The organism is Archaeoglobus sp. UBA230 (assembly GCA_002507545.1).
Taxonomy (GTDB): Archaea; Halobacteriota; Archaeoglobi; order Archaeoglobales; family Archaeoglobaceae; genus Archaeoglobus.
This window is the reverse complement of the sequence record DAVR01000003.1, coordinates 1-25184: the sequence shown is the minus strand read 5'-3', so window position 1 is coordinate 25184 and position 25184 is coordinate 1. Positions and strand designations below refer to the sequence as shown.

The following is a 25184-nucleotide window of genomic DNA, read 5'->3' as shown; positions in this document are numbered from 1 at the left end:
ACAATCAAGCATACATCAGAAGGCTTGTTCGGGATGTTTATGAGGCAACTGAGTCTGTAGATATGAATTTGATCCAGAAAAATGTTTATGAAGCACCAATCCTTAATTTTGTAGTGATGTGAATGTTCAGGGACGTTGACGTCGCTGTTTACACCACCAGAGGGGAATCTGAAGTATTATCTCAACTTGGGTGCCAAACTGGAGATGGAGTTGTCAGTCCCGGGTTGATGTTGTTCCCATTGATTCGCTCCTCTGGTCTAAACTCGCCACCAAGTAAACATCAGTGATAATACATGTTGTTCCCATTGATTCGCTCCCCGCAAAAATTCAGACATTATGTCCTCACCAAGGGCAAGATAATTGTCGAAGAAGTTACGGGGCTCTACGAAGCCTTCTTAAAACAAACTCTTGACCAAATCTTTCTTCTTGAGATGGCAGACGTTTGAATTGAGAATTCAACTAAATAACCCCTCCGTATCTGTCAATTTCTCCCCTTTTGATTCTCGTGGAGGAAATTGGCTTGCCATCTTCGGCCATCACCCAGTCCACCTTGACGATCGTGATCTTCCTTTTTCCCATCTCTTCTCTCTTTTCATTTATCTTCAAAGCCATTTCGTAGGTTTCTGGAGAAACGACAAGATAATCAAAATCAACTTCAAGTGTTTTCCCATAGGGGTTGGTTATTTTTACAATTTCTGGTTCAAATCCATACTTTCTCAAAACGTACCTTCTCACATTCTCCGCCCTGATGGAGAAGGGCAAAACGCTCCTAATTCTCGCCCTCGCCATTCTGTCGCTTGTTATTCCAATTGTTATACCTCTGCCCCCAAGCTTAACTGCAACCTCTATGAGCTTTTTGTGTCCCTCATGAAGGGGCTCAAAGGTTCCTCCAAGAGCGACCTTCACAGAAGGTGGAGATGTTCAGGGATTATAAGCTCTTTCCTCATCATCTTCGAAAATCGTCAGCAAGGCTGACAGTGTAACGGGGATGGTCTGCTCTGTAGCAAAAGTGATGTAGGGCGCCAAATCAATAACGAAATCTGCCAGGCGAAACAATCCCTTTGGCACGCCCACTCTGCTCCCGGCAAAAACAACGATCTCATCTGCGAACTTCATTTTTCTGACAAGCTCATCTCTTATTCCTGAAAGTTGCTTCCCAGTAGGGTCAGTGACTATCAGGACGTTCCTTCTCCTTCTTTTGTCTCTTGCAGTCTGATAGATGTCTCTGACAAAAACCGGGACTTTTCTTACCTCTCTCGCATACGCCTTCTCCTGGACCTTATACCTTGCAAGCTGCCCCCTCCTAACCCCCTTGATGAAGTATTCGAGTTCAAAGGCGTTGACATACTCATGAGGCGCAATTATAAGCTCTTTAATCTCAAACGCCTGAGCTGCCCTTCCAACCCTCTCACCGATCTCAAGTGCAGCTTTCGTGTCCTCAAGATATGGCATCTGGACGAAGCTGATTTTTCCGAACAGCTTTCTTGAATCCACCTTTTCAGGAGTGTACTTTTTTCTCTCCTCGCTACCATCAACAACTCCGATTAAGACCCTCTTGTTGATGATCTCCACGTAAACAGACTTATCAGGAAAGTTGAGGTCAACCTCACATCCGGTAAGCTCCCTTATCCTATCTCCGAGGTCAAGATTTACGTCAAGGCTTGAAAAATCGTGTGTCCCCCTTCTCTTCGTTCTGATGGCGAAAGTTTTGGCATCTTTCAATTTTTCGGCAATAATTTCGGCTTTTGAAATAATTTCATCTAAATCAGCGTTACATTCAGTTAAGACAGGAATTATGGTCTCTATTTCAGGAATATCATCCAGTTTGTCTCTCAAATTCTCGTCACAGTGAACAATGAGAAGACCGAGAAAGCCCGATGGTCTGACTTCAATCTTGACATCTCCAATCGCATCTTTGATGTGAGAAGCGGCAACATACTCCATCCCTCTCTGGGTCTTTATGAGTAGCATGTTAGGCTTAGGAGGTAAAGGTTTTTAGAGTTATCCGGCTACAGGAGATATGGAGCACACCAACATGTGTAGAGGGTTTAATCATTTTAAAACTGGGAGGGGTTGAGACTATGATTGGAAGGTTTGTTGCAAATGGTAGGATTTATGAAGGTTATTTCGAGATCGTGGATGATTTTTTGGTGTTTGATAACTATGAAGTGCCGATATCTGCCATAAAGTTCCTCCCCCCTGTAATCCCCACAAAAATAATCGCCGTTGGTCTTAACTACATTGACCATGCTGAAGAACTGAATATGCCCGTGCCTGAGGAGCCAATACTCTTCATGAAACCCTCCACTGCCGTCATAGGTCACGAAGATTGCATAATTCTTCCCAGCATCTCACAAAGAGTTGACTATGAGGGAGAGCTTGCGGTTGTCATAGCCGAGGACTGTAAAAATGTGGCTGAGAGTGAAGCGGCAGACTATATTCTTGGTTATACGTGTTTTAATGATGTTACTGCAAGAGATTTGCAGGCGAAGGATGGGCAGTGGACGAGGGCAAAGAGCTTTGACACCTTTGCACCCATTGGTCCGTATATTGCCGAGATCAATGATCCGGGAAAGCTGGGGATTCAGACGAGGGTTAACGGCAAAGTTGTGCAGAAATCAAACACTTCAAACCTGATTTTCGATGTATTTCAGCTTGTATCTTTCATATCATCCATAATGACGCTCAAAGCTGGAGACGTCATTGCCACCGGCACACCAGCTGGGGTGGGGATGCTCAAAAACGGAGACGTCGTGGAGGTTGAGATTGAGAAAATAGGTGTTCTGAGAAATCATGCTGTGAAGATTGACAGACAGATTCGATGTGAGTGTTGAGGCGAAAATTATATTTCGTCACATTAAGGGGTGTTCACATGGAAATCAGGAAGGACTACAATGCTCATGAGGTTGAGGAGAAGTGGCTCAATTTGTGGAAGGATGAGATGTATTATTTTGACTGGAACTCTGAAAAGCCGCACTACATAATTGACACCCCTCCCCCTTACCCCACAGGCTCATTTCACATCGGCCACGCTCTGAACTGGTGCATAATTGACTTTATCGCGAGATACAAGAGGATGAACGGCTATGAGGTCATGTTCCCACAGGGTTGGGACTGTCACGGTTTACCGACGGAGGTTAAGGTTGAGGAGTCTTACGGGATAAAAAAGGGTGATGTGCCAAGGGAGAAGTTTAGAGAGCTTTGTGTGAAGTTTACAGAGCAAAACATCGCCAAAATGAGAGAAACAGCAAGAAGAATGGGCTACAGCATAGACTGGAGCAAAGAATACATAACCATGTATCCTGAATACTACTCCAAAACCCAGCTCTCCTTTGTGAGGATGTACAAAAAAGGGTTGATTTACAGGGACTACCATCCGGTCGTTTTCTGTCCGAGGTGTGAAACAACCATTGCACTTGCCGAAATCGAATACAGGCAGGACAGAACGAGGCTGAACTACATCAAGTTCGACGATGATGTTATCATCGCAACAACCCGTCCTGAACTCATTCCTGCTTGCGTAGCCATTGCTATTCATCCAGATGATGAGAGGAACAAACATCTGGTTGGAAAGAGGGTAAGAGTGCCCACTACCGACTACTATGCCGAGGTTATCGCCGACGAGGAGGTTGATCCTGAATTTGGAACGGGAGTGGTGATGATCTGCACATTCGGAGACAGGCAGGATGTGAAGTGGTGGAAGAAGCACAAGCTTGAGCTGAGGAACATCGTTGGAAGGGATGGAAGGCTGAACGAGAAGGCGGGGAAATATGCTGGCATGACTATTCCAGAGGCGAGAGAAGCAATTCTCGAGGATTTAAAGGAGGAGGGGAGATTGCTAAAGCAGGTTGAGATTGACCACAATGTAGGAGTATGCTGGAGATGCAAGACCCCCGTTGAAATCATCCCCGCGGAGCAGTGGTTCGTTAAGGTGGAGAAGGAGAAGATTTTGGAAGCGGCGAGAAAGATAAAGTGGGTTCCGGAGCACATGTACTCAAGGCTGGAGAGCTGGGTTCAGTCAATGGAGTGGGATTGGGTTATAAGCAGGCAGAGGATTTTTGCCACTCCAATACCAGCCTGGTACTGCAAGAACTGCGGAGAGGTTGTTGTTGCGAAGGAGGAATGGTTGCCCGTTGATCCAACCGCTGTCCAACCTCCAGAGCCATGTCCGAAATGTGGTTCGACTGAGTTCAGAGGAGAGACTGATGTGCTCGACACATGGATGGATTCGAGTATAACACCGCTTATGATATGCGGATGGCCTGAGTTGAGGGAGTATCCCACCCACCTCCGTCCTCAGGGGCATGATATCATCAGGACATGGGCATTCTACACGATTCTGAGGTCACTGGCTTTGGAGGATCAGATTCCGTGGTATGAGATAGTCATAAACGGGATGGTTTTTGGAGAAGATGGCAGGAAAATGAGTAAGAGCCTTGGAAACGTTATAGTGCCCGAAGAAGTTGTTGAGAAGTATGGAGTTGATGCTCTCAGACAATGGGCGGCGAGTGGAGTAATTGGGGACGACATCATCTTTAGCTGGAAGGATGTTGTTGCTGCAAGCAGATTTCAGCAGAAGTTCTGGAGCATAACGAGGTTCACGCTGATGCATATCGCAAACTACAAGCCGAGCGAGGAGGACAGGCAGTATTTGAGGAGCACGGATAGATGGATTTTATCAAAGCTGAACAGGCTTGTTGGAGAAGTGAGGAAGCACATGGACAGTTATAGGTTTGATGAAGCAATTAAGGCGATCAGGACGTTTACTTGGTATGAGTATGCTGACAACTACCTTGAAATCGTGAAGAACAGGCTTTATTCCGGCTCGGAGGAGGAAAAGAGAGCTGCCAAGTTCGTTCTCCATTATGCTCTCGATGTGCTGACGAGGCTGCTGGCTCCAGTCACACCCTTTTTAGCTGAAGAGTGCTGGAGTCATTTTAAGGAAGGAAGTGTTCACTTGCAGAGCTATCCGGTGGTCGAGGAGGAGTTTCTGGATGAGAAGGCTGAGAAGGCTGGAGAGGAGATAAAGGAAATAGTGGCGGCTGTGAGGAAATTCAAGCACGATAAAGGATTGGCCCTTAATGCACCGCTGAAGAGACTGATAGTTTACTCAAAGCTCGACGGTCTTGATGTCAGAGACGTGGCAGGGGCGACAAACTCTGAGGTGGAAGTTGTGGAAGAGATGCCTGAAGTGAGGGAGAGGGTTGTAGCGTTAAAGCCAAAATTTGCGGTGATCGGGCCAATGTTTAGGGATAAGGCGAAGAAGCTGATAAAAGCTGTAGAGGGACTGAGCGAGGAGGAGAAAGAGCGATTGCTTAGAGAGGGAGCAATTGAAATTACACTGGATGGTCAGAATGTGGAAGTTAGGGCGGAGTGGTTTGATGCTGTAACGGAGAAAAGTATTGAGGGCAGAGAGGTGGAGATGCTGGAGACTGCAAGCAGTGTGATTTTTGTAGAGATTTAAGTGTTCTAAAGAATTAGTTTTATATACAACTAATCGGACTGTAGATAAATGCGAGACTCTTTCAAAATACCCGATTTAACTAAGGGAGTCGGTTTACCGGTCAGCAAAATTGGAGGTTACACAATTTTACTATTATTCTTCTGCGGAATAGCTGCATATATAACAAGTATTTATGACCCAGCATTCGAACCATTATTTCTCGCTCTGATATTTGGGATAATCGCAGGTAACTTTCAGAATGATGAGAAAATGAAAAGAATCTCAGAAAAATCTCTTATGGTGCTTCTGCCGCTTGGTATAACCCTTTATGGCCTCAATATAAACATTCCCTATCTTGGAGAGTTCAGACCTGAGATCGTAATTTCTACCCTTCTTATTGCGAGTGTGATGTTCGTAACTATAATATGGCTTTCAAAACTACTCAAAATTAGCAGGCATTTGTCTCTCCTTCTTGCGTGTGGAAGCGGAATCTGTGGTGTTTCGGCAATTGCAATTGTTTCACCTCTTTTGAGACCAAAGAAAGAGGAATTTTCAGCTGCGATAATCATCATAACTGCTGTAGGTCTTACTGGAGCGATAACTTATCCAAGTATAGGTCATTTTACAGGCATTTCCCCCGATGATTACGCCATCATGGCTGGAGCAACTCTCCATCAAACAGGATTGGTCAAAATATCATCTCACTTGGTTGGTGTCGAGGATGAAGCTCTTGCAGTGAAGGGGATAAGGATTGCAATGATTGCCCTCGTTGCCCTTGTTCTGTCCATACTCTATTCCGAGAGCCGCCTCTACGTGCCCTGGTATATCGTTACCTTCCTTGCCGTTGCCCTATTCGCCAGCACCTATCTCCCGAGTCAGATTGTAGAGATGCTGAGACCGGTTGCAACGGTTGTTTTCTCTATGACACTTGCTGCTATCGGCTATAGCGTTGACATCAGAAAGGTACAGAGGGTGGGAATTAAACCTTTGCTCATTTCTTACGTCGGATGGCTCACCGGCTTGGCTGTTTTCGCAATACTTCTGTGGGGTGGTGTGTTATGAGGATTTTTACCAAGTTTATCCTAATCTTATTTTTAATCTCTGTAATCTCATTGATTCTTGGTGTCTCTATTATAGATGTGAGTGGAGTAAGCCCGTCCTATATAGCCTACGTTGCTATCGTTATTTTGAGCGTGGCACTTTTTGCGGCTGGAAGCATCCTCGAGCCGATAGAAAAGATGAAGGAAGCCTTTGAGAAGGCGGTTAAAGGTGAGCTTGAAACAGTTGAGGTCACAACAGGCGATGAATTTGAGGAACTTGCTTCTGCGTTTAACTGGATGGTAAAGGAGTTGAGGAGAGAAAGAGATGCATTAAAGGAAAGTGAGGAGAGATTCAGGAGTGTGGTTGAGAAAATTGATGGCTGGGTTTTTGAACTCGATAGAGATTTAAGAATCATTTACACAAGCCCAAAGGTTAAAGATTATCTCGGCTATAATGAAGAAGAGGTTTTGGGAAGGAAAATCAATGAGATTTTAGAGAATTTTCCTGTTGATTTAATCAAAAATAACGAAAAGTTCGAGTTCGAGCTTGTGACCAAAACGAAGAAAGTGCACCCCGTTGAAGTTACTGTTAGCGCATCCGGGGACTGTTACAGATGCTTTGCGAGAAGTATTGAAGAGAGAAAGAAGATAGAGCGAGAGCTGGCGTTTTTCAGAGGAATACTTGAGCACTCTATTGATGCCATCGTTATTCTGGACATTGATAGCAGAATTGTCGCATGGAACAGAGGGGCAGAGATAATGTTTGGTTATACTGCTGAAGAGGCAATTGGGAAGCCAATTGCATTCCTTCTCCCGGAAGATCAGTGGAACCAGTGCAGAGAGAATTTCAGGAGAGCGGTTTTAGAAGGACATGTAAAGGATATCGAGTCTGTTAGATACACGAAGAGTGGAGATACTGTCATCGTTGACCAAACTCTTACAAGCATTTATGATTCTACAGGTGAGCTTGTGGGATTCGTTGCTATTATGAGGGATATAACGAGGAGGAAGAAGGCTGAAATTGAGTTAAAGAACACGTGCGAAGAATTAGAAAGGAGAACAAGGGAAATTCTCGAAGTTCAGAAGGAACTGTATCATCTCGCCAGCATAGTTGAGAACTCGAACGATGCAATTTATTCCGTTGATCTTGAGGGGAAGATAACAAGCTGGAACCGAACAGCGGAGAAAATGTTTGGATGGAGCAAGGATGAGGCTATAGGGATGGACTCCTCAGATTTGCTACCGGATGAAATTAAGAATGAAACAGATTTCATCCTCAGAAGGTTAAGAGACGGTGACAGTGACCTAAGATTCGAAACACGCAGATTGACCAAGAGTGGAGACATCATAGACGTAGAAATAGCGATTTCGCCACTACTGGATGAGGTAGGGGTGCTGAGAGGTTTCTCTGTTATTGCGAGGGATATATCGCTTAAAATAGAAAGTGAAAGGGATGCTGAAAGGAGAATGCTCAGGTATGAAGTTGAAAGGGGAAGGGTGTATTTCACAGATAGCTTCGATGTTGCAGTTGGTGTTATCAACGATCTGATAAAATGCGGATACGATGGGAAAGTGATAAGCAGGCGATATCCCGAAGTTATTGGAGTCCGTGAAGACGGCTATTTAATGATGGCAAATAGAAGAAAAGGTATAACAGTAGAACCAGACCCAGCAAAAATATACAGGGAGATAGTTAGGATGCCGGGATGGAAAAATGCTGTCCTTCTTGATCTCGACTATCTTCTTGTTAAATGGCCCTTTGAGGAAGTTTACGAGCTTTTACAGAGGTTAAAGGACTTGTTTTTTGTTTTGAATAAAGGCATATTAATTGCAGTGTCAGAAAGTGGTGTGCTAAGTGAGAGAGAGTTAAAACTGTTGAAGATGGAATGTGGTGTGATAAGGAGTAAAGGAGTAGATTTACCAGAGGAGATGTACGAACTGCTCAGGTTTGTTTATTCAAAGAACAGATTTGGAGAAAAACCCTCCATCAAGGATATAATGAGTAGTTTTAACATCACGAGAAATACGGCGAAAAAGAGGATCAGTTATCTGGTAGAGAAGGGATTAATTAAAATGATTAAAGATGGACGAATGAAGGTTCTGGAGGTCACAGAAGATGGAAGAGAGGTTATGCGTGCTGCCTGACACTGTTTGATGCTTTTTTTGACGATATTCTAATATTTGTTAAAATTTGAATTATGAATGTGGGATTTGTTGCTGGAGTTGTGTGAATGTGTTGAGAGGTGGTGGTATGGCGGAAGAATTGTGTCCAAACTGTGGTTCGTTGATGGAAATAGTGAAAATGGAAGAAGAGGACATTCTGAGATGCACGTCCTGTGGTTTAGAGAGACCACTCATAGCAGTTGAACCATGGGACCCAATGGAGGGAAAACTTGTAAAAGCAGCGATACTGGCCGGAATAATTGCAACGATAGTCCTCTGGGTGGTGATATACTCCACGATACTGGTGCATTATTGAGGTGAGGGGGTATGGCTGAAGAAAGAAGATGGTATACGGGAATGTTCTCTACAGAAGACTGGTGGGCGTTCTGGCTTGGAACATTCTTTGTGTTCCTTGGCATAATAACAATGCTGACCGGATTTGACCTTGTAGGCTGGATTGTGAAGTTTGGCAAGTGGGTAACGATCGAGAAAGCATTCAAGGCTTCAAACCCAGACCTCTGGAGTCCAGTGGCTTCGTTAATTGCCACGTATGTTATAATACTGGTAACGACAACGATTGGCGCCTTCTTCATGAAATGGGACATCAAGAAGTATTTAGTAGCTTTCACATTGGTCTTCTGGATTTCGGTTATCTGTTATATCATTGGTGAGAACGCATACATAGCCGCTACGGAACTCGACAGAGCAAAATACGGCATTGATTGGAGCCTCTCTCTTGGTGGAGCCTTCTACATTACAGCTTTGATCGTCGGTCTGCTGATAGGAAATCTGGCACCGAAAGGGTTCAGAGAATTCATTAAACTTGGAGCAAGGCCAGAATGGTTCATCAAAGTTGCCATCGTTATGCTTGGTGCGAAGCTTGGTTACCTTGCAATGAAATCACTCGGCTACGCTTTACACATACTCGTTGCTGGAGCATGTGCGACGATTGCTGCTTATCTGCTATTCTGGCCCTTAGCTTATGCGACGGGCAGAAAGTTGTTCAATCTGTCGAGAGAGTGGTCAGCATGTCTTGCTTCAGGTATCTCGATATGTGGTGTCTCTGCAGCAATCGCAACGGCAGGAGCTATCAAGGCAAGACCGATCGTTCCTGTTATGATCTCAGCATTAATCGTCGTCTTTGCGGTCATTGAACTCATAGTTCTTCCAGGTGTGCTTGTGGCCTTCTGGTTCCATGAACCAATAGCTGCTGGCGCGAGCCTCGGTCTAACTGTTAAGACTGATGGAGCCGATGCTGCTGCAGGAGCAATACTGGATGAACTGATGAGATCGAGAGCTGCATTGGATCTCGGAGTGCAGTGGGAAGAGGGCTGGATTCTGATGTCTGCAGTTAACACTAAGATCTGGATTGACATGTTCATAGGCGTCTGGGCGTTTGTTCTCGCTGCGGTGTGGGTCTACTACTTTGAAAGAAGGCCGGGAGAGAAAGTCCAGAAGATGGAGATCTGGTGGAGATTTCCAAAGTTCGTCCTTGGATACTTCCTTGCAATGGGACTGTTAGTAATTCTCGGGCTGAACCTCTATCCAGACCCGACTACGGCATACAAAGCCATGACACCAGGAATCAAGCCGGTTGAGGGAGCTCTGAGAAAGTTCTTCTTTGTTCTAACGTTCACAAGCATCGGAATCGTCACCGACTTCAGAACTCTCAGACAGGAAGGTCTTGGAAGACTGGCTCTTGCCTACGCATTCATCCTCGCAGTGATCATCATACCCATTGGCTGGCTTATTGCCTATCTGTTCCACATGGGTATGACCCCGCCAACAGTAACACCTTAAAATTTTTCCCTTTTTTAAAACCATGAGAACCATATGTTTTGATCTCTACCACGATGGGGTTAGATGGATAGCGAAGAATGATCAGATAGTTGTTACGGGGAAAACATTGGAAGAACTCGACGAAAATTTGAAACTCAAGCTGAAAGATATCTTTGAAAACGAGAGAACGGTTAAGGTGAACATGGAGCTTGACTACAGAAAAATGATCCCGCATTGGATGTGGCAGTACCATCCTTATTACTTCTATAGAACAGTTTATCTGGAGATGGACTAAACGGACCAAGCCTTGTAGCAGCTTCTGCATACATCGGGCAAAGCTGGAAGCTCGAGAGGTAGATATTGGTAGAGAACCTGTAAACGCTTCTCGAATGTTACTCTGATATCGCTTTTTCTCCATTGGGTTATGCTACCAAAGTAAACTTTCGGAACTTCAACCCTTTTGCCCCTGAAGTGCCTGACTATATAATCCGATCGGGTGGGCAAATGAAGGTAAACGCAGGGGGCAATTTTGCCATCAACTGTGATGAGGCAGTTATCAACGGGGTTTTCGGCACAAACAAGAGCTTCGTCCATCACAACTTGCTTTGCGACAAATCTGATCCCGGCATCCTTAGCTTTCATCTTTATTTGATCCAGTATCTCTTCAACTTGTTGGTTGGATTGTAAGCCAAAAACCTCCTGCCCTATTAAGCTTTGTGAGGGGATGTAATCAAGGTTATTCGCAATTACTTCATCAGCACCACATTCAAGGGCAAAATCTACTATTCTCGGCAGTGTTTCGATTGTATTCTTCAGCATCATCGTTGCTATGACGATTTTTGGTTTACTCTTGGCTTTTCTGCTTTCAGAAACGAGTTTGATGTTCCGCTTTAGCTTTTCAAGGTTAAAGCCTCTTACGGCGTGGTGAGTTAGTGGATTGGCGCTGGCAACTGATACAGAAAGCAAATCCAGCTTCAGCACTACCCCTAAATAACGTTCTATCAGCAAACCGTTCGTGGTTAAGCCAACTTTGCAGTGCTTTCTCGCCATCTCAATCATCTCATCAATGTTTGGGTTAAGCAAAGGCTCACCCCACCCCTGTAGGTGCGCATATCTGAACCTTTTGAAGGGGATCAGGGTGAAGGTGTTCAAATCCATATCCTTTGATATCCACTCATCCTTAAAACAAGAGCGGGGGCACATCGGGCAGTTGAGCTGGCATTTCGTTGAAACTTCAACCTGCACGAATCCGAGCTTCCCCATACCCGTTGTTGATTTAGAGACTTAATATGCTTGTGCCACCCTTGACGGAAAGGATGGAAAGGATTTAAATTTTGACGATCGAGTTTTTTCAATGACTGAGTTTGAGATGTATGACAAATATGTTGACAAGGACTACGAACCCGATTTCAGCATTGATGCTGTAGCTGTTTTCCGCATTAAACCTGCTGAGGGGTTCAGTATTGAAGATGTTGCTGGTGCTGTAGCTGCTGAAAGCAGTACAGGAACTTGGACGACCCTTTATAACTGGTGTGATGGGAAAAGGGTTGAGAAGCTGTCAGCTAAGGCTTATGATTTTCACAGTATGGGTGATGGTTCGTGGATCGTCAAAATTGCCTACCCCATTGAGCTGTTTGAAGATCACAACCTGCCTGGACTGCTTGCTTCAATAGCCGGAAACGTTTTCGGAATGAGAAGGGTGGCAGGTTTAAGATTGGAAGACATCTATCTGCCTGAAAAGTTCTTGAAGGATTTTAAGGGTCCAGAAAAGGGAAAGGATGGTGTTAAGAAGATTTTTGGAATAGAAAATCGTCCCATTGTTGGAACGGTGCCAAAACCAAAGGTCGGGTATTCTCCGGAGGAGGTGGAGAGACTCGCATACGATCTGCTTAGGGGAGGAATGGATTACATAAAAGACGATGAGAATCTCACAAGCCCCGACTACTGCAAATTTGATGATAGGGCAAATAGGATAATGAAGGTCATAGAAAAAGTGGAAAAAGAGACAGGAGAGAAAAAGGCTTGGTTTGCAAATATAACCTCAGATATCAGGGAGATGGAGAAGAGGCTAAAGCTCGTTGCAGAACTTGGCAATCCCTACGTAATGGTTGATGTTGTTGTAACGGGATGGGGAGCTTTGGAATACATCAGAGACCTTGCCGCTGACCACGGCTTGGCAGTTCACGGTCACAGAGCAATGCACGCTGCTTTTACGAGAAATCCTCACCACGGTATTTCGATGTTTGTTCTCGCCAAACTTTACCGAATTATTGGTATTGACCAGCTCCATGTCGGCACTGCTGGGGCAGGGAAGCTTGAAGGTGGGAAATGGGAAGTTGTGCAGTATGCGAAGGTTTTCAGTGAGGCAATTTACGAGCCCGATAGCAGCGATGTTTTCCATCTCAAACAGGAGTTTCACCACATAAAGCCAGCAATGCCAGTATCCTCTGGAGGTCTGCATCCCGGAAACCTTGAGCCGGTGATTGATGCTCTCGGCTCTGAAATAGTCATTCAGGTCGGTGGTGGAGTTCTCGGACATCCAGATGGGGCTTTAGCTGGTGCCAGAGCTGTGAGGCAGGCTTTAGATGCAATAATAGATGGCACCTCTCTTGAAGAATATGCGAAGACACACAGAGAGCTTGCAAGGGCTCTGGAGAAGTGGGGAAGGGTGAGACCTGTTTGAAATTTTATACGCTTATCCTGAATTCCGCTTCCCACGCACAGAACAACATGACTGACAGTATTATCACTGCAAGCAGAAAGTACAAACCTCTCTTGTAAAACAGAATCCTTCTGTTTATCAGCATGGATAAAAGAAGGCAAAACATGCCAGCAATACCACCGTATATCATTATTGCAATCCCAAGCATCGCCACACCGTCTCCATTGGCTGCTACCGAAAGAAACCAGTATCCGTAGGGTTCGGAGTGGATCGAACTATCTCTAACCCACAAAACATCCTCACTGTAACCCCTCAACAGGTCCTGTACAGTCATTGAATAGTTAAAGATAGAATTTCCAGACAGCCCAACTGCCACACCTATCAATCCGATTACTATTCCTAAAATTGACATCCAGCCACTAACTTCTCCATAAATCCTACCCTCAAGCGGTGGTTTTAAATCCTCAGCATCCATGCTCCCACCAGAAGGAGTTTTATCCCGGCAAAAAGCAGTAAAAAGGTGAGAATATTTCTGACATATTTTGCCTTTATCTTCACTGCGACAGATGAACCAACCCTAGCTCTGCTCATAAGTCCAGATACAGACGGAATCGCAAAAATCGGTATAATAGAGCCTGACATCATGTAGGGGAAAACAGCTGCAGTATCTCCTATACTTATCACAACTGCACTGGTCGTTGTTGCAACTTTGAGAGGAGCCAACATCACGAGGTTTATTGTCGGAACGATCGCCCATCCCGCCCCAAGACCGAAGGTGCCGGAAATGAATCCAACAACACAGCACAGAAGAAGGGCAAGCGGAGCTCTTCTCAGCTTGTATTCAATGATGGAGTTGAGGGACCTTTCATAATAGGGTATTTCCAAACCCAGCTTTTCGGTTATGGCGTCGCTTCTCGCTGCTGGATATTCGGACCTTTTAACGAAAATATACATTATACCTATACAAATTATAATCAGGCCGAGTGCGAGTTTAAGAGCTCCAATTCCTATGTTTCCAAAATGCTTAGTTAGATATAACCCAAAGTAGGAGCCGCAAACTGCAAACAATGTGTATGGAGTAGCTAAAAGAAGGGCCAGTCTTATGTTAGCTATACTTCTCAGATAGTTTTGCGCTCCAATCCTTGTGCCAGCTATTGCTGCGAGAAGACTCGTTGCCCGCACAATATCAGGATGAATGGATGTAAATCCAAGCAAGAATGACGTGAACAGCACACCTCCTCCTGTACCTGCTATTATTGCTACAAAACCTATCGAAAAGCTCAGAGCAAATACTGCAACAATAAAAGCTAAAGGATTTGCTATAAACAATCCCATCAGATTCATCATCCGTCCTTGTAATCTTACTTAAATATTTACTAAAGTTGCGAAGGTCTAAGCGAACTTAAATTTTACACTCACGAGTAAAACCGTGATAAATCTTATAAACAGACAAAACATCCTAATTAATCGTTATAGGTGGTTACCATGAAGATCAATATGAAATACTGGGCGGATGAAGTGGGTGGCAGAAAAGAGAGGATGGAGATTGAACTGAAGCCCTTCGGCTACAGAATGGTACCCATAACACAGTGGAAGACACTTATTGCAAAGGAAACCGTCGAGGTAAGGAAAGGAAAGCCATGCATAATCGAGATAAAGCCTTTTTCGATCCCCGGTGACACCATGGTCGGGCCTTTGCACATAATGAGACACGCACTTGGCACCGTGCTTGACGTTGTGGAGTGTGGCATTCCTCAAAGAGTAGAGGACGAAAAATGTATAAATAAAGTTCTCTTTCTTCCTGTGGAGGATGGAGTCATAGAAAAGGGCGACATTGTTGGTGTTCTCAAGGTATTTTTCATAAAAACCGGATTATTGTCAAGAATATTAAACTTGAAGCCCGCAAGGGTTGAATTGAGAGAGGAAATAATTGAAGCAAACATAACATGGAGGGATAACGGGAACATTTATCGGAAAAGGATGAGAACTGAGGTCTTTGGATACACAAGGACAAACGTTGGAGTATGGGAGGTTCTGGTATCGGAAGAGGATTTGACTTTTAAAGCTGGAGACATTTTAAGGGTTAATATAAGGGAGGTAAATCTTCCTCCAAACACCGTTGTTGTGCCGCTGTCAGTCACAAGAAATCCATACGGTGTTGTTGTGGACGTTGTTCAGCTGGGGAGACCAGCAAGGGTTGAAGAGAGTAAAAAGATACAGCAGGCTATCTTTGTCGCTATAGAGGATGGAGAAATAAGGAGGGGTGACCTTATCGGGGTTGCTAACGTTTACTATGTTGGCGTCAAAAAACTTGAACCCATTATGCTTGAAAAGCAGAAGCAGAAATTCACGATGGTTTACAGGAAAAACGGAGAAATAATAAGAGAAGATGTAGAGATAAAGCCCTATGGGTACAGAAGGAGTCCCATTGCAAGATGGGAAGTCGTCGTTGCTGCCGAGGACAGGGAGGTTGTAGCAGGAAAGCCCGTCAGAGTAAAGATTAAGGAAATTGATATCCCTTCGAATACCATAGTCTACCCGTTACAGATTATGAGGCACTCTGATGGTGCTATTCTCGATTTAATATGTGACTGTAGACCTTGGAGAGTGGAAGAAGGTGGAAGTGTGAGAGAGGCGGTTTTCATGCCAGTGTTTGATGGACAGATATCCAAAGGAGACCTTCTGGGCGTTGTTAATCTCTACCGCATTGAGGTAAGTCCAATTGAGAAAATCCGGGAGATTTATAATAAATTCGTTAAAATGTCGGAAGAAGAACTTATGAAATATGTAGAGGGATTGCAGTAATTCCGAAAGGGGAATGATAGGATGGCGAAGTTCCTTTTGGTACTCGATGATACGGAGAGAGGTAAAATAGCCTTTCAAAAAATCTACGAGCTTGCAAAACAAGGGTTGAGAGGAGAAGTGTTTCTTCTCTATATTCGGGAAATGGAAATACCACCGTTCGTTTCCGAAGAAAAGGAAATGAGTGCTTATCACAGGTTGATGACCCAGTCCATAGAAAAGCTTGAGAAATACAAGAAAGAACTTGAGAATGTCGGTCTTGTGGTTTCTGACGTTAAGGTTGCCTTTGGCAGTTATGCGGATAGGATTCTCATGCTTGAAAGAGAAATCAAACCCGATCTAATCGTAGTTGGATTGAAAAAGAGGGTGGTGTCACGTTTGTTCGGCAAAGACCCATGCGAAATTTTGCTCAAGAAATCAAGGGCAAATCTGCTAATATGCAGGGGATAACATGGAGATGGAGGCTTTCATATTCCTTTTCTCGCTTGTAATTGGTATAATAGCACCTTTATCCGGAGTTGGAGGAGGTGTGATGTTTGTTCCCCTCCTAACTGCTTTTTCTGGGATAAATGTTGATTATATCAGGGGTGGAGGGGTGATGGTTGCCCTTGCAAGCTCCCTCACGTCCTCTCCGACTGCCATCAAGAGGGGCTTCACGAACCTGAGGATGGTCTTACCCCTCATCCTAATCTCGAATCTAACAGCATTTGGGGGAGGTTATCTCGGCCTTTACATTTCCCGCGAATTTCCGGAGGGGAAGCACTACATCACTTTGATGCTTGGATTACTACTTGCTTTCATCCTTTTTATCATGTCCACAACCGAGAGAGTTGAGTTTCCTGAACCAAAGGGGCGAGACAAAATTTGTAGTTTTTTTCAGATGGAAGGAGAGTGTTTTGAGCCGAGTATAGGTAAAGATATAAGGTATAGTGCGAGCAACACGACAATTGCACTTGCGATGTTTGCTTTTGTGGGGCTCGTTGCTGGCATGTTTGGTCTCGGAGCAGGCTGGGCGAATGTCCCCGTCCTCAACTTAGTAATGCTTCTGCCAATCAGAGTTGCAGTTGCGACAAGCATGCTGATAATCCTGCTCAATACATCCATTGCAGCATGGGTTTACATGGCTAAGGGTGCTGTGCTACCCGAAATAACAGTACCAGCAATCCTCGGAATGACAATTGGATCGAAGATCGGGGCTGAACTGACACTCAGGGTTAGTCCACGCATTATCAGGTCTGCTGTGATGTTCATACTGCTCATAGCCGCTGCCACCAACATCATCAAAGGAGTGATGGGAATTGCGGGGATAACATGAGGGACGACAGAGTATTTGCCGAAACTGTTCGGATATCCTTCTACCTCATACTCGGCTTAATGACTGTTGTGTTCATTTTCAGCAAGTTTATGGGGGACAAGGTGGTTGTAACCAATGTCCTCTTAATGCTGACATTCATTCCCGCGCTATCCTTGATTACAGCTCTTCCGCTTGCACAGAGAAGAATAAAGTTTCTAATATTGGCCGTTCTTGCTGAAATGGTGCTTGCTTATTATCTCGCTTTCCACTCATGATGGGAAGTATTAAAAAGCCCATGAATCCTTTTTGGAATGTGAAATCAGAACTGGAAAACTTTTACATCAAGGATGAGGCTGTGACGGATGATAACTACGGCTGCTACCCCACTAAGAGGCCGATTGAGGAGTATATCAGAAAAGGCTTCGTTTGCATAGACAAGCCGATGGGTCCGAGCAGTCATGAAGTTGTTGTGTGGGTTAGGAGAATTTTGGAGGTAAAGAAGACGGGACACGCTGGAACGCTCGATCCGAGGGTGACAGGAGTTCTACCTGTTTTTATTGAAACCGCAACAAAACTCGTAAAATTTCTGCAGGAGTCGGGCAAGGAGTATGTGTGCTTGATGAGACTGCACGGAAATGCGAGGAGAGAGGATATTGAGAGGGTCATGAAGATGTTTGTGGGTAGGATTTACCAGAGACCCCCCCTTAAATCGGCAGTGAGAAAAAGGCTGAGGATAAGGGAGGTTTACGAAATCGAGATTCTGGAGATAGAGGGAAGAGATATCCTTTTCAGGGTTGTTACCGAGTCCGGAACTTACATCAGGAAGCTTTGCAGGGATATTGGAGAGGTGCTTGGAACCGGAGCGCATATGCAGGAGTTGAGAAGGACGAGGACAGGAAGGTTCGGTGAAGATATGTGTTACACTCTTCAAGATTTGCTTGACGCATACGTTTTTTGGAAGGAAGAGGGAGAGGAGAAGTATTTGAGGGAGATAATAAAGCCGATGGAGATGGCTGTTGCCGACATTCCGAAAATTGTTGTGAAAGACACTGCGGTTGATGCAATCTGTCACGGTGCAAACCTCTCCGTCAGAGGAGTGGCTTATGTTGAAAAGACAGTTGAGAGGGACAAAACAGTTGCAATATTCACACTTAAAAATGAACTCGTTGCGTTGGGCAGAGCAATGATGAATGCTGAAGATATTTTCAGGCTGAAAAAAGGGGTTGCTGTTGATGTTCAGAGAGTTCTGATGGAGAGGGGAACTTATCCCAAAGCCTGGAAGTCTTCCGAGTGACTTCTCTCTTGTTGTTTTTCAAAGGCAGATAGGGCAAAGAAGACTGCAAAAGACACCATCAGCGTCCATACTGAAGCAGGAATTCCAAGAGGGGATGCCGAGGTGTAGCTGAGCACTATTGCTGTTGTGAAGCCTGCAGTCAGCGTCGCTATCCCGGTAACCTTTCCACCCCTTGAGAAGTGGAAAACGCCGAGAATCAGCGGAAGCTGACACAGCAGTATTGTTGAACTCAATACGGCTAACTCTACTATGTAGTTGGGTCGCTGGAGGGCAAAGATAGATATTGCAACGGTCAGAATTAGCAGCAGAACTCTACCAATTGCAACTCTCTCACTGCCGAACAAATCTCTGGTCAGCATTGATGAGAGTGTGAGGACGATGGAGTTTGCCGTTGTTATTGCTGCAGCAAAAATGCTTATTGAGATTGCAACCGCCAGCCACGGTGGAATCAGTCTGAGCAAGGTTGGGGTTACAGCATCCCTGTCGCTCACAACTGGAAACCTTCCAGTTTCAGTAAGAACTCTCAGCTCAAGTCCGAGGAAAGTCACAAGAATTGTGTAAACCAGTCCGAAAAAGCCAAACAGGATGACCATTCTCCTCAGACTTCCTCTGTCCTTCGGTATGTAAAGGCGCTGGAATACCTGCGGGTTTGTGAGAGCAAAGAAGAACCACGGAACTACGAGAGCGATAAATCTAACAGGAGTCCAGATTTTATTCGGAACAACCAGCAAGTCTCCAAGCTTTGGAACTTCATCGAAAAAGCTCGTATCCGAGAAACCGTAACTATAAACCCAAAAAACTGCTGCAATCGCCATAAAGAGCATGAAAACTCCCTGAACAGCATCAGTCCAAGCAACACCCCTCAAACCACCAAGGAGAGCCCAGAGGGCTATAAGAATTGCAGAAATGGCGATTCCAACTTCAAAACTCATGGCAGAGGTTTTTTCCAGAATTAGGCTGACGCCGATTAGCTGGACTGATATGTAGGGTATGAGGGCGACAGAGACGATAATGGACATGACCATCGAGACCTCTCTGCCATACCTCATGGCTATCATATCTCCGGGGGTTATGCATCCCTTCTCTCTGGCTATCTCCCATACCCTTGGTGCATAGTAGGAGAGGAGGAAGAGTGTGCCAACGAGGTAGAACAACTCGAAACCAAGCGCTCCCACACCTGACGCGTAAGTAAGTCCGACCAATCCAACCATCATGAAAGCTGAGTAGGTGGTGGCAGCGTAGGTCAATGCTGAAACAAGCCCGCTGACTTTCCTGCCGGCAATGTAGTATTCTTCCTGCGTTCTCACACCTTTCATTGCCATAACTGCTATGGCTGTTCCTATTACCGCATAGGCTGCGAAAGCATAGAGAAACTCGTTCATTCTTTCACCACCTCGCTACAGCGATGTAACAGAGATAGGTTGCTGAAATTAAAGTCCAGTAGGTGTATGTAGCCATATCGTAGCTTTTTATAGCAATGAATGGGATAAGCATTGCTAATACAACAATTAAACCCTCCAGTGCTTTCATCGAACATATGTTCGATCAAATAGATTTAAAAAAATTTTGGTATGCTTGTCCCTCAATTCAACAAAATCTAACAGTAAAACAGGTGATTTTGGGATTAAGATTTATAATCCGATTCTACTACTATCTCATATGATATTCTTCCTTGATCCGGTATACATGCTACTGGCAATGCTTGGATACCTTCTGATGTTGGTGTTAGCCAGTACCATCGCACCGAAGGTGGCAAGCAGGGTTTCGGGGAAGTTCTCTCTCTTTGCATCAATGGTTCTGCTGGCATTTATGATAGTATCAATATCCACAGCTACAATATACATTATTCTCAGCTTTGCAGGATACTACATCAGCTTTTACGGGCTGATCTTGTTCATGATAGCTATAAATCTGCTGATGTACCTTGTTTCACCTTTCATCATAAACGTATCCTACAGAGCTAAAAGGGATGAGAGGCTTCAGATGGTGGTCAACAGCGTTGCGAGAAGGTTGAACATCAAGCCTCCAAAGGCTGTTGTTGTTTCCACCCCACCAAACGCCTTCGCCTATGGGAACATTCTGAGTGGAAAATATGTTGCAGTTTCGGACACTTTGATGAGTATGCTTGACAGAGATGAGCTTGAAGCCGTGATTGGCCATGAGCTGGGACATCACAAACACAAAGATAATCTCGTCATGCTTTTCTTCGGCCTTCTACCATCTGTGATATTCTACCTCGGCTATGCACTCATCCACGCATCATTCAGAGATGATAGAAGAGGAATGCAGCTTGCTGCAATTGGCTTTGCAGCAGTTCTTGTTTCATTCATAGTCCAGATACTCGTTCTGGCTTTCAGCAGACTGAGAGAATACTATGCGGACTTTGAGGGTGTGAGGGCAACAAGTAAAGACGCAATGCAGAAAAGCCTTGCCAAGATACATCTTTTCTATCATCGCTATCCAAGATACGCGGACATCATTGCAGATAGTAAATTCAGAACTCTGTTCATTTACGCTCTCGTCAATGCAGTTGCAGAGCCGATAACAAGAATGGACATAGAAAGACTGAAGAAGGCAAAGGTTTCACCACTTCAGGAGTTTCTGTCAACACATCCGCCAATTCCAAAAAGACTGAGATTTATTGACACAATCAGAATTTTCTAACACGGAAAAACATTTCTATAAATTTACCAAACAACTTTACATGAAGCTCAAATCAAGGGGTTGCAACGTTTATCTGATTGATGATGAGAGGTTTTACCTCATTGACACCGGGACGAATGCTGATCTGATTTTGAAGCAGGTTAAGGAGCTTGACGGAATAATTATCACCCATGCTCATTTTGACCATTTCGCTGCTGCTTACAAAGTTCAGAAAGAGTTTGGTTGCCCCGTATTTGCCCACAGGATAGACATCCCGTATCTTCTGGGTGAGAAAAAGTTCCAGTACTCAGGCTTACTCGGTTTACTGGCAAAAATAGGTGAGAGGTTGTTCAGAGCGAAACCTCCTGAGGAGGTCAGGGATGTAGATAATTTGGATATTAAAGCTCAGATCATCCACACTCCTGGCCATACACCGGGGAGTATATGTATATTAAAAGAAGAAAAGCTCTACTGCGGTGACTTGCTGAGGGGTAGGAACGGGCTTGACCTATCCCCAAAAAGCTTCTGCTCGGATTACAACCAGTATCTCAACTCGGTTAAGAAAATAGCAGAACTTCAGTTTGACGTTGTCATGCCCGGACACGGAAGTGCTGGAAGCAGAGAGCATTATGATGAAATTCTTAGAAAAATAATTTTACCCTGAGGGGATACAAGAACTGATGAAAGAACTGATACTCGCCCTTGATGTAACAGAGAAAGAGAAGGCTGTTGATATCGCAAAAGATGTAGCTGAATTCGTTGACAGGATTAAGGTTAACTATCCTCTCGTGCTATCCACCGGAATTAGAATGATTAAAGAATTATCTGCCTTTAAGCCAGTGATAGCGGATTTTAAGATAGCCGACATCCCGTATACAAGTTCACTAATTGCAAGAATAGCCTTTGAAAATGGTGCAGAATCTGTTATTGCTCACGGTTTTGTTGGTAGTGACACTCTCGATGAGGTCTGCAACGTTGCCAAGGAATATGGCGGAAAGGTTTATGCGGTAACAGAGCTTAGTAGTCCCGGTGGGAAGGAGTTCATGAGCGCAGTTTCGCTGAGAATTGTTGAGATTGCAAGAAAAGTGGGTTGTGATGGATTGATAGCCCCATCAACGAGAATTGAAAGGCTGAGGGAGATAAGAGAGGTAGCAGGAGATATGGAAATCCTCTGCCCCGGAATTGGGGCGCAGGGTGGGAGTTTGGAGGCTTTGAGGTATGCAGACGGGATAATTGTGGGTAGAGGGATTTATACTGCCGAGAATCCGGGAAAGGCGGCTATGGAGTACAGAAGGGTGATTGAAGGTGTTTGACCTCATAGCCTTTGATCTGGATGGCACACTCATAGAACTCAACATTCCCTTTGATGAGATAAGAAGAAAACTTGGAATAGAGCAGAGGTTCATCCTCGAGTCAATAATGGCAGAGAGAGATGAGAATAGGAGAAAGGAGATGTTCATGGTGCTTGAAGAGTATGAGATTAGAAGTGCGATGACCGCGAAGCCAGCCTTCTATGCTCAGGAGCTTTTAAGTGCTCTGGATGACAAAGCAATAAAAGGGGTCATAACAAGAAACAGCAGAAAGAGTGTTGAGCTAATATCCAAAAGGTTCGGGTTCAAATTTGATTTTGTCATTGCGAGGGAAGATGGCGAGCCAAAACCCTCGCCGCAGCCAGTAAAACTCGCCCTGAGTAGGTTCAATGTAGAACCTTCGAGGGCTTTGATGGTTGGGGATTTCCTCTTTGACCTCCTCGCAGGAAAAGAGGCGGGGGTGAAAACCGCCTTAATCATTACCGAGAAAAACAGAGGAATGGCAAAGTCTTTTATCCAGTATGCAGATTACGTGTTTGAATCGCTCAAGGAACTTGCAGAGTTTCTTAAGGTGGTGGAATGACCGAAATACCGAAGACCCATCCGAGATACCTGTCTCTGACGATGAGAGAAAGGTTGGTTGAGGGTGTAAAGCTTGGCGTTACGGCGATGCAGGGATTAATAGCCCACGGAAGAGGAGAGGCTTTTGACTACATCCTCGGAGAAAAAACGAGGGATTTTGCCATAAAGGCAGAAAGAGCTGCAGTTGCGATGATGCTCCTTGCGAGGCATCCGGTAATCTCTGTAAATGGCAATGTTGCAGTTCTTGTCCCTGAGGACATCGCAAGACTTTCAAAGGCAGTAGGAGCGAGGGTTGAGGTCAATGTATTCCATTATACTCCCGAAAGGGTGGAGAGGATAAAGAAATATTTGGAGCAGTTCGATGTTGAGGTTCTCGCTGCATGTGATGCAGTTCTTGAAGGTCTTGAGTCCGCGAGGAGGATTGTTGACAGTAGGGGTATACTGATTGCTGACGTCGTCCTTGTTCCACTTGAGGATGGTGACAGATGTGAAATTCTGAAGAAGCACGGAAAGAAGGTTATAGCGATTGATCTGAACCCTTTATCAAGGACTTCAAGGATGGCAGATGTGACGATTGTTGACAACATTGTCAGGGCAATTCCGAGAATGGTTGAGATGGCTGATGAAATGAAGAATTGGGGGATGAAAAGGCTTGAAGAGATCGTTGCAGAATATGACAATTCAGAAGTTCTCGCTGAAGCGGTCAGAGAAATAAAGAGATACTTGGAAAAGGTGGCTGATGAGCTTTAGCTCCGGTTTAGCCTTTCATTCCCCTGTTTACGATGTAGAATGTTGCAGTTCCAGTGGCAATAAGCTCACCCTTCTCGTTTCTCACCTCTCCGTAACCCACCGTCACCTTACTGCCTATGTGCAGAGCTCTTCCAGTTCCCACGATTTTGCCTTTCAAAGCTGGCCTGACGTAGTGGATGTTGAGCTGTGCAGTCACGGCAGTCTTCCCGAGCTTGACGACCTCTTTGTTTACGTTTAACCCTATTGCAGAATCGAGAACACTTGCAATCGCTCCGCCATGTGCCATTCCCAGAGCCTGAAAGTGCTTTGACTCATCCAGATTCATCTCTACGATGATTTTGTCCTCTTCAATTCTCGGCTCCATTCCTATCAGCCTATACCACGGAGCCGAACCCACGACCTTCAAGACTTCCTTAAAATCCATAAAAAATCAAAAAAGTTCGAAAATATAAACCTTTTACCAACTTTGTTCTAATATAGCATTACAGTTGGACAGGCAAATTTATTAAAAAATTTGAAATTTTACTTAAATTTTGGAATTATCTCCTTACCGATCAGTTTTATGGACTTTTTCTTGTCCGGGCCTATTGGGCTTCCAGCTACGACCTGTGTAACCCCAGCCTTCGAAAGTTCGTTGATCCTCTCTACGACGTCATCGGGTGTCCCGCTGACGGAGAAGATATCAATCATCTCATCTGTCACACTCTTTGCTACACCGCCCCAGTCTCCCTTTGTGAAGGCGTTATTCAGAGCCTCCCTGACACCGTTTACAGCCTCCTCGCTCAGACCGTGCCTCTCAAGAACCGTTGGTGGACTGCCAGCAACGATAAAGGCAACGACAATTCTTGCAGCGTTCCGTGCCTTGTCTCTGTCCTTGTCAACGCTCATTGATGCGTAGGCAACTGTATCAAAGGCATCTCTGCTCTTCCCTGCTTTAGACAGCCCGGCGTCAATGTTCTCCTTTGCCACCTCAAAGTCCTTGGGGTGTGATGCGTTGATCAGAACTCCATCTCCAAGTTCTGCAGCGAGCTGGAGCATTTTTGGACCTTGAGCACCGATATATATCGGAATACTTCCGGTCTTGAAACCAAGCTTCGCACCGTTAAATTTGAAAATCTCTCCATCGTATTTTACAGCTTTTCCCTCTGTCAGCTGTCTTATAATCTCAACTGCCTCTCTCATTCTCTTTAAAGGCTTCTCCCAGCTTATGCCGATTCTTTCAAAGGTAACCTTATCTCCCGCTCCAATTCCAAGAACTGCCCTTCCACCGCTAATTTCGTTTATTGTGCCAATAGCGGATGCGGTCAGAGCAGGACTTATGTGGTATGGATTTGTCACACCCGGACCAAGTTTTATTGTTCTCGTCTTCAGGGCCAGAATTGTCAATATCGAATAGACGTTTCTGTTGTTGTAGTGGTCTGT

The 25184-nt window shown here is 44.8% G+C and carries 27 protein-coding genes; 18 read left to right on the top strand and 9 right to left on the bottom strand.

Annotated features, from left to right (window positions below):
- Positions 1-459: 459 nt before the first annotated feature.
- Positions 460-906 (bottom strand): phosphopantetheine adenylyltransferase, encoded by a 447-nt coding sequence (locus BP688_RS00205; protein ID WP_290597744.1) that lies wholly within the window; start codon positions 904-906, stop codon positions 460-462.
- A gap of 15 nt (positions 907-921) precedes the next feature.
- Positions 922-1971 carry an SPOUT family RNA methylase gene (locus BP688_RS00200; RefSeq protein ID WP_290597745.1) on the bottom strand — a complete coding sequence of 350 codons (1050 nt, stop codon included), beginning with the start codon at positions 1969-1971 and terminating at the stop codon, positions 922-924.
- Between the two features lie 110 nt (positions 1972-2081).
- Between BP688_RS00200 and BP688_RS00195 the strand changes: the two genes are divergently transcribed.
- From BP688_RS00195 to BP688_RS00165, 7 genes are all read left to right on the top strand, one after another.
- Positions 2082-2834 (top strand): fumarylacetoacetate hydrolase family protein, encoded by a 753-nt coding sequence (locus tag BP688_RS00195; RefSeq protein ID WP_290597746.1) that lies wholly within the window; start codon positions 2082-2084, stop codon positions 2832-2834.
- A gap of 38 nt (positions 2835-2872) precedes the next feature.
- Complete coding sequence (gene valS, locus BP688_RS00190) at positions 2873-5464, top strand: valine--tRNA ligase (protein ID WP_290623700.1); 2592 nt, start codon at positions 2873-2875, stop codon at positions 5462-5464.
- A 48-nt stretch (positions 5465-5512) separates the two neighbouring features.
- Complete coding sequence (locus BP688_RS00185; protein ID WP_290597748.1) at positions 5513-6505, top strand: YeiH family putative sulfate export transporter; 993 nt, start codon at positions 5513-5515, stop codon at positions 6503-6505.
- Positions 6502-8628: a PAS domain S-box protein gene (locus BP688_RS00180; RefSeq protein ID WP_290597749.1), complete on the top strand. Its 2127-nt coding sequence runs from the start codon at positions 6502-6504 to the stop codon at positions 8626-8628. Before BP688_RS00185 ends, BP688_RS00180 begins: the two co-directional genes overlap by 4 nt.
- A gap of 106 nt (positions 8629-8734) precedes the next feature.
- Complete coding sequence (locus BP688_RS00175; RefSeq protein WP_290597750.1) at positions 8735-8962, top strand: hypothetical protein; 228 nt, start codon at positions 8735-8737, stop codon at positions 8960-8962.
- A gap of 11 nt (positions 8963-8973) precedes the next feature.
- Positions 8974-10446, top strand: coding sequence for a putative sulfate exporter family transporter (locus BP688_RS00170; RefSeq protein ID WP_290597751.1), 1473 nt, complete (start codon positions 8974-8976; stop codon positions 10444-10446).
- A gap of 22 nt (positions 10447-10468) precedes the next feature.
- Positions 10469-10720 (top strand): DUF5395 family protein, encoded by a 252-nt coding sequence (locus BP688_RS00165; RefSeq protein WP_290597752.1) that lies wholly within the window; start codon positions 10469-10471, stop codon positions 10718-10720.
- Here the strand turns inward: BP688_RS00165 and BP688_RS00160 are convergent.
- Entirely contained in the window at positions 10717-11688 is a 972-nt protein-coding gene (locus BP688_RS00160; RefSeq protein ID WP_290597753.1) for a radical SAM/SPASM domain-containing protein, read from the bottom strand. The two genes, BP688_RS00165 and BP688_RS00160, sit on opposite strands and share 4 nt — an antisense overlap.
- Before the next feature lie 91 nt (positions 11689-11779).
- Here BP688_RS00160 and rbcL point away from each other — a divergent pair, with 91 nt between their 5' ends.
- Positions 11780-13108 carry a type III ribulose-bisphosphate carboxylase gene (gene rbcL / locus BP688_RS00155; protein WP_290623698.1) on the top strand — a complete coding sequence of 443 codons (1329 nt, stop codon included), beginning with the start codon at positions 11780-11782 and terminating at the stop codon, positions 13106-13108.
- 4 nt (positions 13109-13112) lie between these two features.
- Here the strand turns inward: rbcL and BP688_RS00150 are convergent, their stop codons facing one another.
- Both BP688_RS00150 and BP688_RS00145 read right to left on the bottom strand, forming a co-directional pair.
- Complete coding sequence (locus BP688_RS00150) at positions 13113-13562, bottom strand: hypothetical protein (protein ID WP_290597755.1); 450 nt, start codon at positions 13560-13562, stop codon at positions 13113-13115.
- Positions 13544-14434: a sulfite exporter TauE/SafE family protein gene (locus tag BP688_RS00145; RefSeq protein WP_290597756.1), complete on the bottom strand. Its 891-nt coding sequence runs from the start codon at positions 14432-14434 to the stop codon at positions 13544-13546. The genes BP688_RS00150 and BP688_RS00145 overlap by 19 nt, the downstream gene beginning before the upstream one ends.
- Positions 14435-14572: 138 nt before the next feature.
- Here BP688_RS00145 and BP688_RS00140 point away from each other — a divergent pair, with 138 nt between their 5' ends.
- Genes BP688_RS00140 through BP688_RS00120 form a run of 5 tightly spaced genes read left to right on the top strand, consistent with a single transcriptional unit; the run spans position 14573 to position 18477 of the window.
- The gene (locus BP688_RS00140; protein ID WP_290623696.1) at positions 14573-15892 is read left to right on the top strand and encodes a DUF22 domain-containing protein; all 1320 of its coding nucleotides are present in this window, start codon (positions 14573-14575) and stop codon (positions 15890-15892) included.
- Positions 15893-15913: 21 nt separating this feature from the next.
- The gene (locus BP688_RS00135) at positions 15914-16339 is read left to right on the top strand and encodes a universal stress protein (protein ID WP_290597758.1); all 426 of its coding nucleotides are present in this window, start codon (positions 15914-15916) and stop codon (positions 16337-16339) included.
- Position 16340: 1 nt separating this feature from the next.
- Entirely contained in the window at positions 16341-17204 is an 864-nt protein-coding gene (locus BP688_RS00130) for a sulfite exporter TauE/SafE family protein (RefSeq protein ID WP_290597759.1), read from the top strand.
- Positions 17201-17458 carry a hypothetical protein gene (locus tag BP688_RS00125; RefSeq protein WP_290597760.1) on the top strand — a complete coding sequence of 86 codons (258 nt, stop codon included), beginning with the start codon at positions 17201-17203 and terminating at the stop codon, positions 17456-17458. Before BP688_RS00130 ends, BP688_RS00125 begins: the two co-directional genes overlap by 4 nt.
- A gap of 20 nt (positions 17459-17478) precedes the next feature.
- A complete protein-coding gene (locus BP688_RS00120) occupies positions 17479-18477 on the top strand; it encodes an RNA-guided pseudouridylation complex pseudouridine synthase subunit Cbf5 (protein WP_394329818.1) in 999 nt (332 codons plus the stop codon).
- Here BP688_RS00120 and BP688_RS00115 read toward each other — a convergent pair.
- A complete protein-coding gene (locus BP688_RS00115; RefSeq protein ID WP_290623694.1) occupies positions 18447-19859 on the bottom strand; it encodes a sodium:solute symporter family protein in 1413 nt (470 codons plus the stop codon). The genes BP688_RS00120 and BP688_RS00115 overlap by 31 nt on opposite strands.
- A 4-nt stretch (positions 19860-19863) precedes the next feature.
- Positions 19864-20007 (bottom strand): hypothetical protein, encoded by a 144-nt coding sequence (locus tag BP688_RS00110; protein ID WP_290597763.1) that lies wholly within the window; start codon positions 20005-20007, stop codon positions 19864-19866.
- A 129-nt stretch (positions 20008-20136) separates the two neighbouring features.
- On the opposite strand from BP688_RS00110, the gene BP688_RS00105 reads away from it, so the two are divergent.
- From BP688_RS00105 to BP688_RS00085, 5 genes are read left to right on the top strand one after another with little or no spacing between them, the layout of a single operon-like run.
- On the top strand, positions 20137-21141 hold the full coding sequence (locus BP688_RS00105; protein ID WP_290597764.1) for a zinc metalloprotease HtpX: 1005 nt from the start codon (positions 20137-20139) through the stop codon (positions 21139-21141).
- A 40-nt stretch (positions 21142-21181) separates the two neighbouring features.
- On the top strand, positions 21182-21784 hold the full coding sequence (locus BP688_RS00100) for an MBL fold metallo-hydrolase (RefSeq protein WP_290597765.1): 603 nt from the start codon (positions 21182-21184) through the stop codon (positions 21782-21784).
- A gap of 16 nt (positions 21785-21800) precedes the next feature.
- Positions 21801-22433 carry an orotidine-5'-phosphate decarboxylase gene (pyrF, locus tag BP688_RS00095; RefSeq protein ID WP_290597766.1) on the top strand — a complete coding sequence of 211 codons (633 nt, stop codon included), beginning with the start codon at positions 21801-21803 and terminating at the stop codon, positions 22431-22433.
- Positions 22426-23013: an HAD family hydrolase gene (locus BP688_RS00090; RefSeq protein ID WP_290623692.1), complete on the top strand. Its 588-nt coding sequence runs from the start codon at positions 22426-22428 to the stop codon at positions 23011-23013. The genes pyrF and BP688_RS00090 overlap by 8 nt, the downstream gene beginning before the upstream one ends.
- Positions 23010-23762, top strand: coding sequence for a 4-phosphopantoate--beta-alanine ligase (locus BP688_RS00085; protein WP_290597768.1), 753 nt, complete (start codon positions 23010-23012; stop codon positions 23760-23762). Before BP688_RS00090 ends, BP688_RS00085 begins: the two co-directional genes overlap by 4 nt.
- 7 nt (positions 23763-23769) lie before the next feature.
- Here BP688_RS00085 and BP688_RS00080 read toward each other — a convergent pair whose 3' ends face one another.
- Together BP688_RS00080 and mer are read right to left on the bottom strand one after the other, a co-directional pair.
- Positions 23770-24186: a PaaI family thioesterase gene (locus BP688_RS00080; RefSeq protein WP_290623690.1), complete on the bottom strand. Its 417-nt coding sequence runs from the start codon at positions 24184-24186 to the stop codon at positions 23770-23772.
- Positions 24187-24284: 98 nt separating this feature from the next.
- Positions 24285-25184, bottom strand: a 900-nt coding sequence (mer, locus tag BP688_RS00075; RefSeq protein ID WP_290624463.1) for a 5,10-methylenetetrahydromethanopterin reductase, incomplete at its 5' end; no start/stop codon positions are given.

What these genes read in the sequence shown, in the direction of transcription:
- valS (WP_290623700.1), top strand. Translation starts at nt 2,873, where the DNA reads ATGGAAATCAGGAAGGACTACAATGCTCATGAGGTTGAGGAGAAGTGG.
- BP688_RS00110 (WP_290597763.1), bottom strand. Translation starts at nt 20,007, where the DNA reads ATGAAAGCACTGGAGGGTTTAATTGTTGTATTAGCAATGCTTATCCCA.
- BP688_RS00180 (WP_290597749.1), top strand. Translation starts at nt 6,502, where the DNA reads ATGAGGATTTTTACCAAGTTTATCCTAATCTTATTTTTAATCTCTGTA.
- BP688_RS00175 (WP_290597750.1), top strand. Translation starts at nt 8,735, where the DNA reads ATGGCGGAAGAATTGTGTCCAAACTGTGGTTCGTTGATGGAAATAGTG.
- BP688_RS00160 (WP_290597753.1), bottom strand. Translation starts at nt 11,688, where the DNA reads ATGGGGAAGCTCGGATTCGTGCAGGTTGAAGTTTCAACGAAATGCCAG.
- BP688_RS00080 (WP_290623690.1), bottom strand. Translation starts at nt 24,186, where the DNA reads ATGGATTTTAAGGAAGTCTTGAAGGTCGTGGGTTCGGCTCCGTGGTAT.
- BP688_RS00140 (WP_290623696.1), top strand. Translation starts at nt 14,573, where the DNA reads ATGAAGATCAATATGAAATACTGGGCGGATGAAGTGGGTGGCAGAAAA.
- BP688_RS00170 (WP_290597751.1), top strand. Translation starts at nt 8,974, where the DNA reads ATGGCTGAAGAAAGAAGATGGTATACGGGAATGTTCTCTACAGAAGAC.
- BP688_RS00085 (WP_290597768.1), top strand. Translation starts at nt 23,010, where the DNA reads ATGACCGAAATACCGAAGACCCATCCGAGATACCTGTCTCTGACGATG.
- BP688_RS00145 (WP_290597756.1), bottom strand. Translation starts at nt 14,434, where the DNA reads ATGATGAATCTGATGGGATTGTTTATAGCAAATCCTTTAGCTTTTATT.
- rbcL (WP_290623698.1), top strand. Translation starts at nt 11,780, where the DNA reads ATGACTGAGTTTGAGATGTATGACAAATATGTTGACAAGGACTACGAA.
- pyrF (WP_290597766.1), top strand. Translation starts at nt 21,801, where the DNA reads ATGAAAGAACTGATACTCGCCCTTGATGTAACAGAGAAAGAGAAGGCT.
- BP688_RS00105 (WP_290597764.1), top strand. Translation starts at nt 20,137, where the DNA reads ATGATATTCTTCCTTGATCCGGTATACATGCTACTGGCAATGCTTGGA.
- BP688_RS00150 (WP_290597755.1), bottom strand. Translation starts at nt 13,562, where the DNA reads ATGGATGCTGAGGATTTAAAACCACCGCTTGAGGGTAGGATTTATGGA.
- BP688_RS00200 (WP_290597745.1), bottom strand. Translation starts at nt 1,971, where the DNA reads ATGCTACTCATAAAGACCCAGAGAGGGATGGAGTATGTTGCCGCTTCT.
- BP688_RS00135 (WP_290597758.1), top strand. Translation starts at nt 15,914, where the DNA reads ATGGCGAAGTTCCTTTTGGTACTCGATGATACGGAGAGAGGTAAAATA.
- BP688_RS00165 (WP_290597752.1), top strand. Translation starts at nt 10,469, where the DNA reads ATGAGAACCATATGTTTTGATCTCTACCACGATGGGGTTAGATGGATA.
- BP688_RS00120 (WP_394329818.1), top strand. Translation starts at nt 17,479, where the DNA reads ATGAATCCTTTTTGGAATGTGAAATCAGAACTGGAAAACTTTTACATC.
- BP688_RS00130 (WP_290597759.1), top strand. Translation starts at nt 16,341, where the DNA reads ATGGAGATGGAGGCTTTCATATTCCTTTTCTCGCTTGTAATTGGTATA.
- BP688_RS00115 (WP_290623694.1), bottom strand. Translation starts at nt 19,859, where the DNA reads ATGAACGAGTTTCTCTATGCTTTCGCAGCCTATGCGGTAATAGGAACA.
- BP688_RS00195 (WP_290597746.1), top strand. Translation starts at nt 2,082, where the DNA reads ATGATTGGAAGGTTTGTTGCAAATGGTAGGATTTATGAAGGTTATTTC.
- BP688_RS00185 (WP_290597748.1), top strand. Translation starts at nt 5,513, where the DNA reads ATGCGAGACTCTTTCAAAATACCCGATTTAACTAAGGGAGTCGGTTTA.
- BP688_RS00125 (WP_290597760.1), top strand. Translation starts at nt 17,201, where the DNA reads ATGAGGGACGACAGAGTATTTGCCGAAACTGTTCGGATATCCTTCTAC.
- BP688_RS00100 (WP_290597765.1), top strand. Translation starts at nt 21,182, where the DNA reads ATGAAGCTCAAATCAAGGGGTTGCAACGTTTATCTGATTGATGATGAG.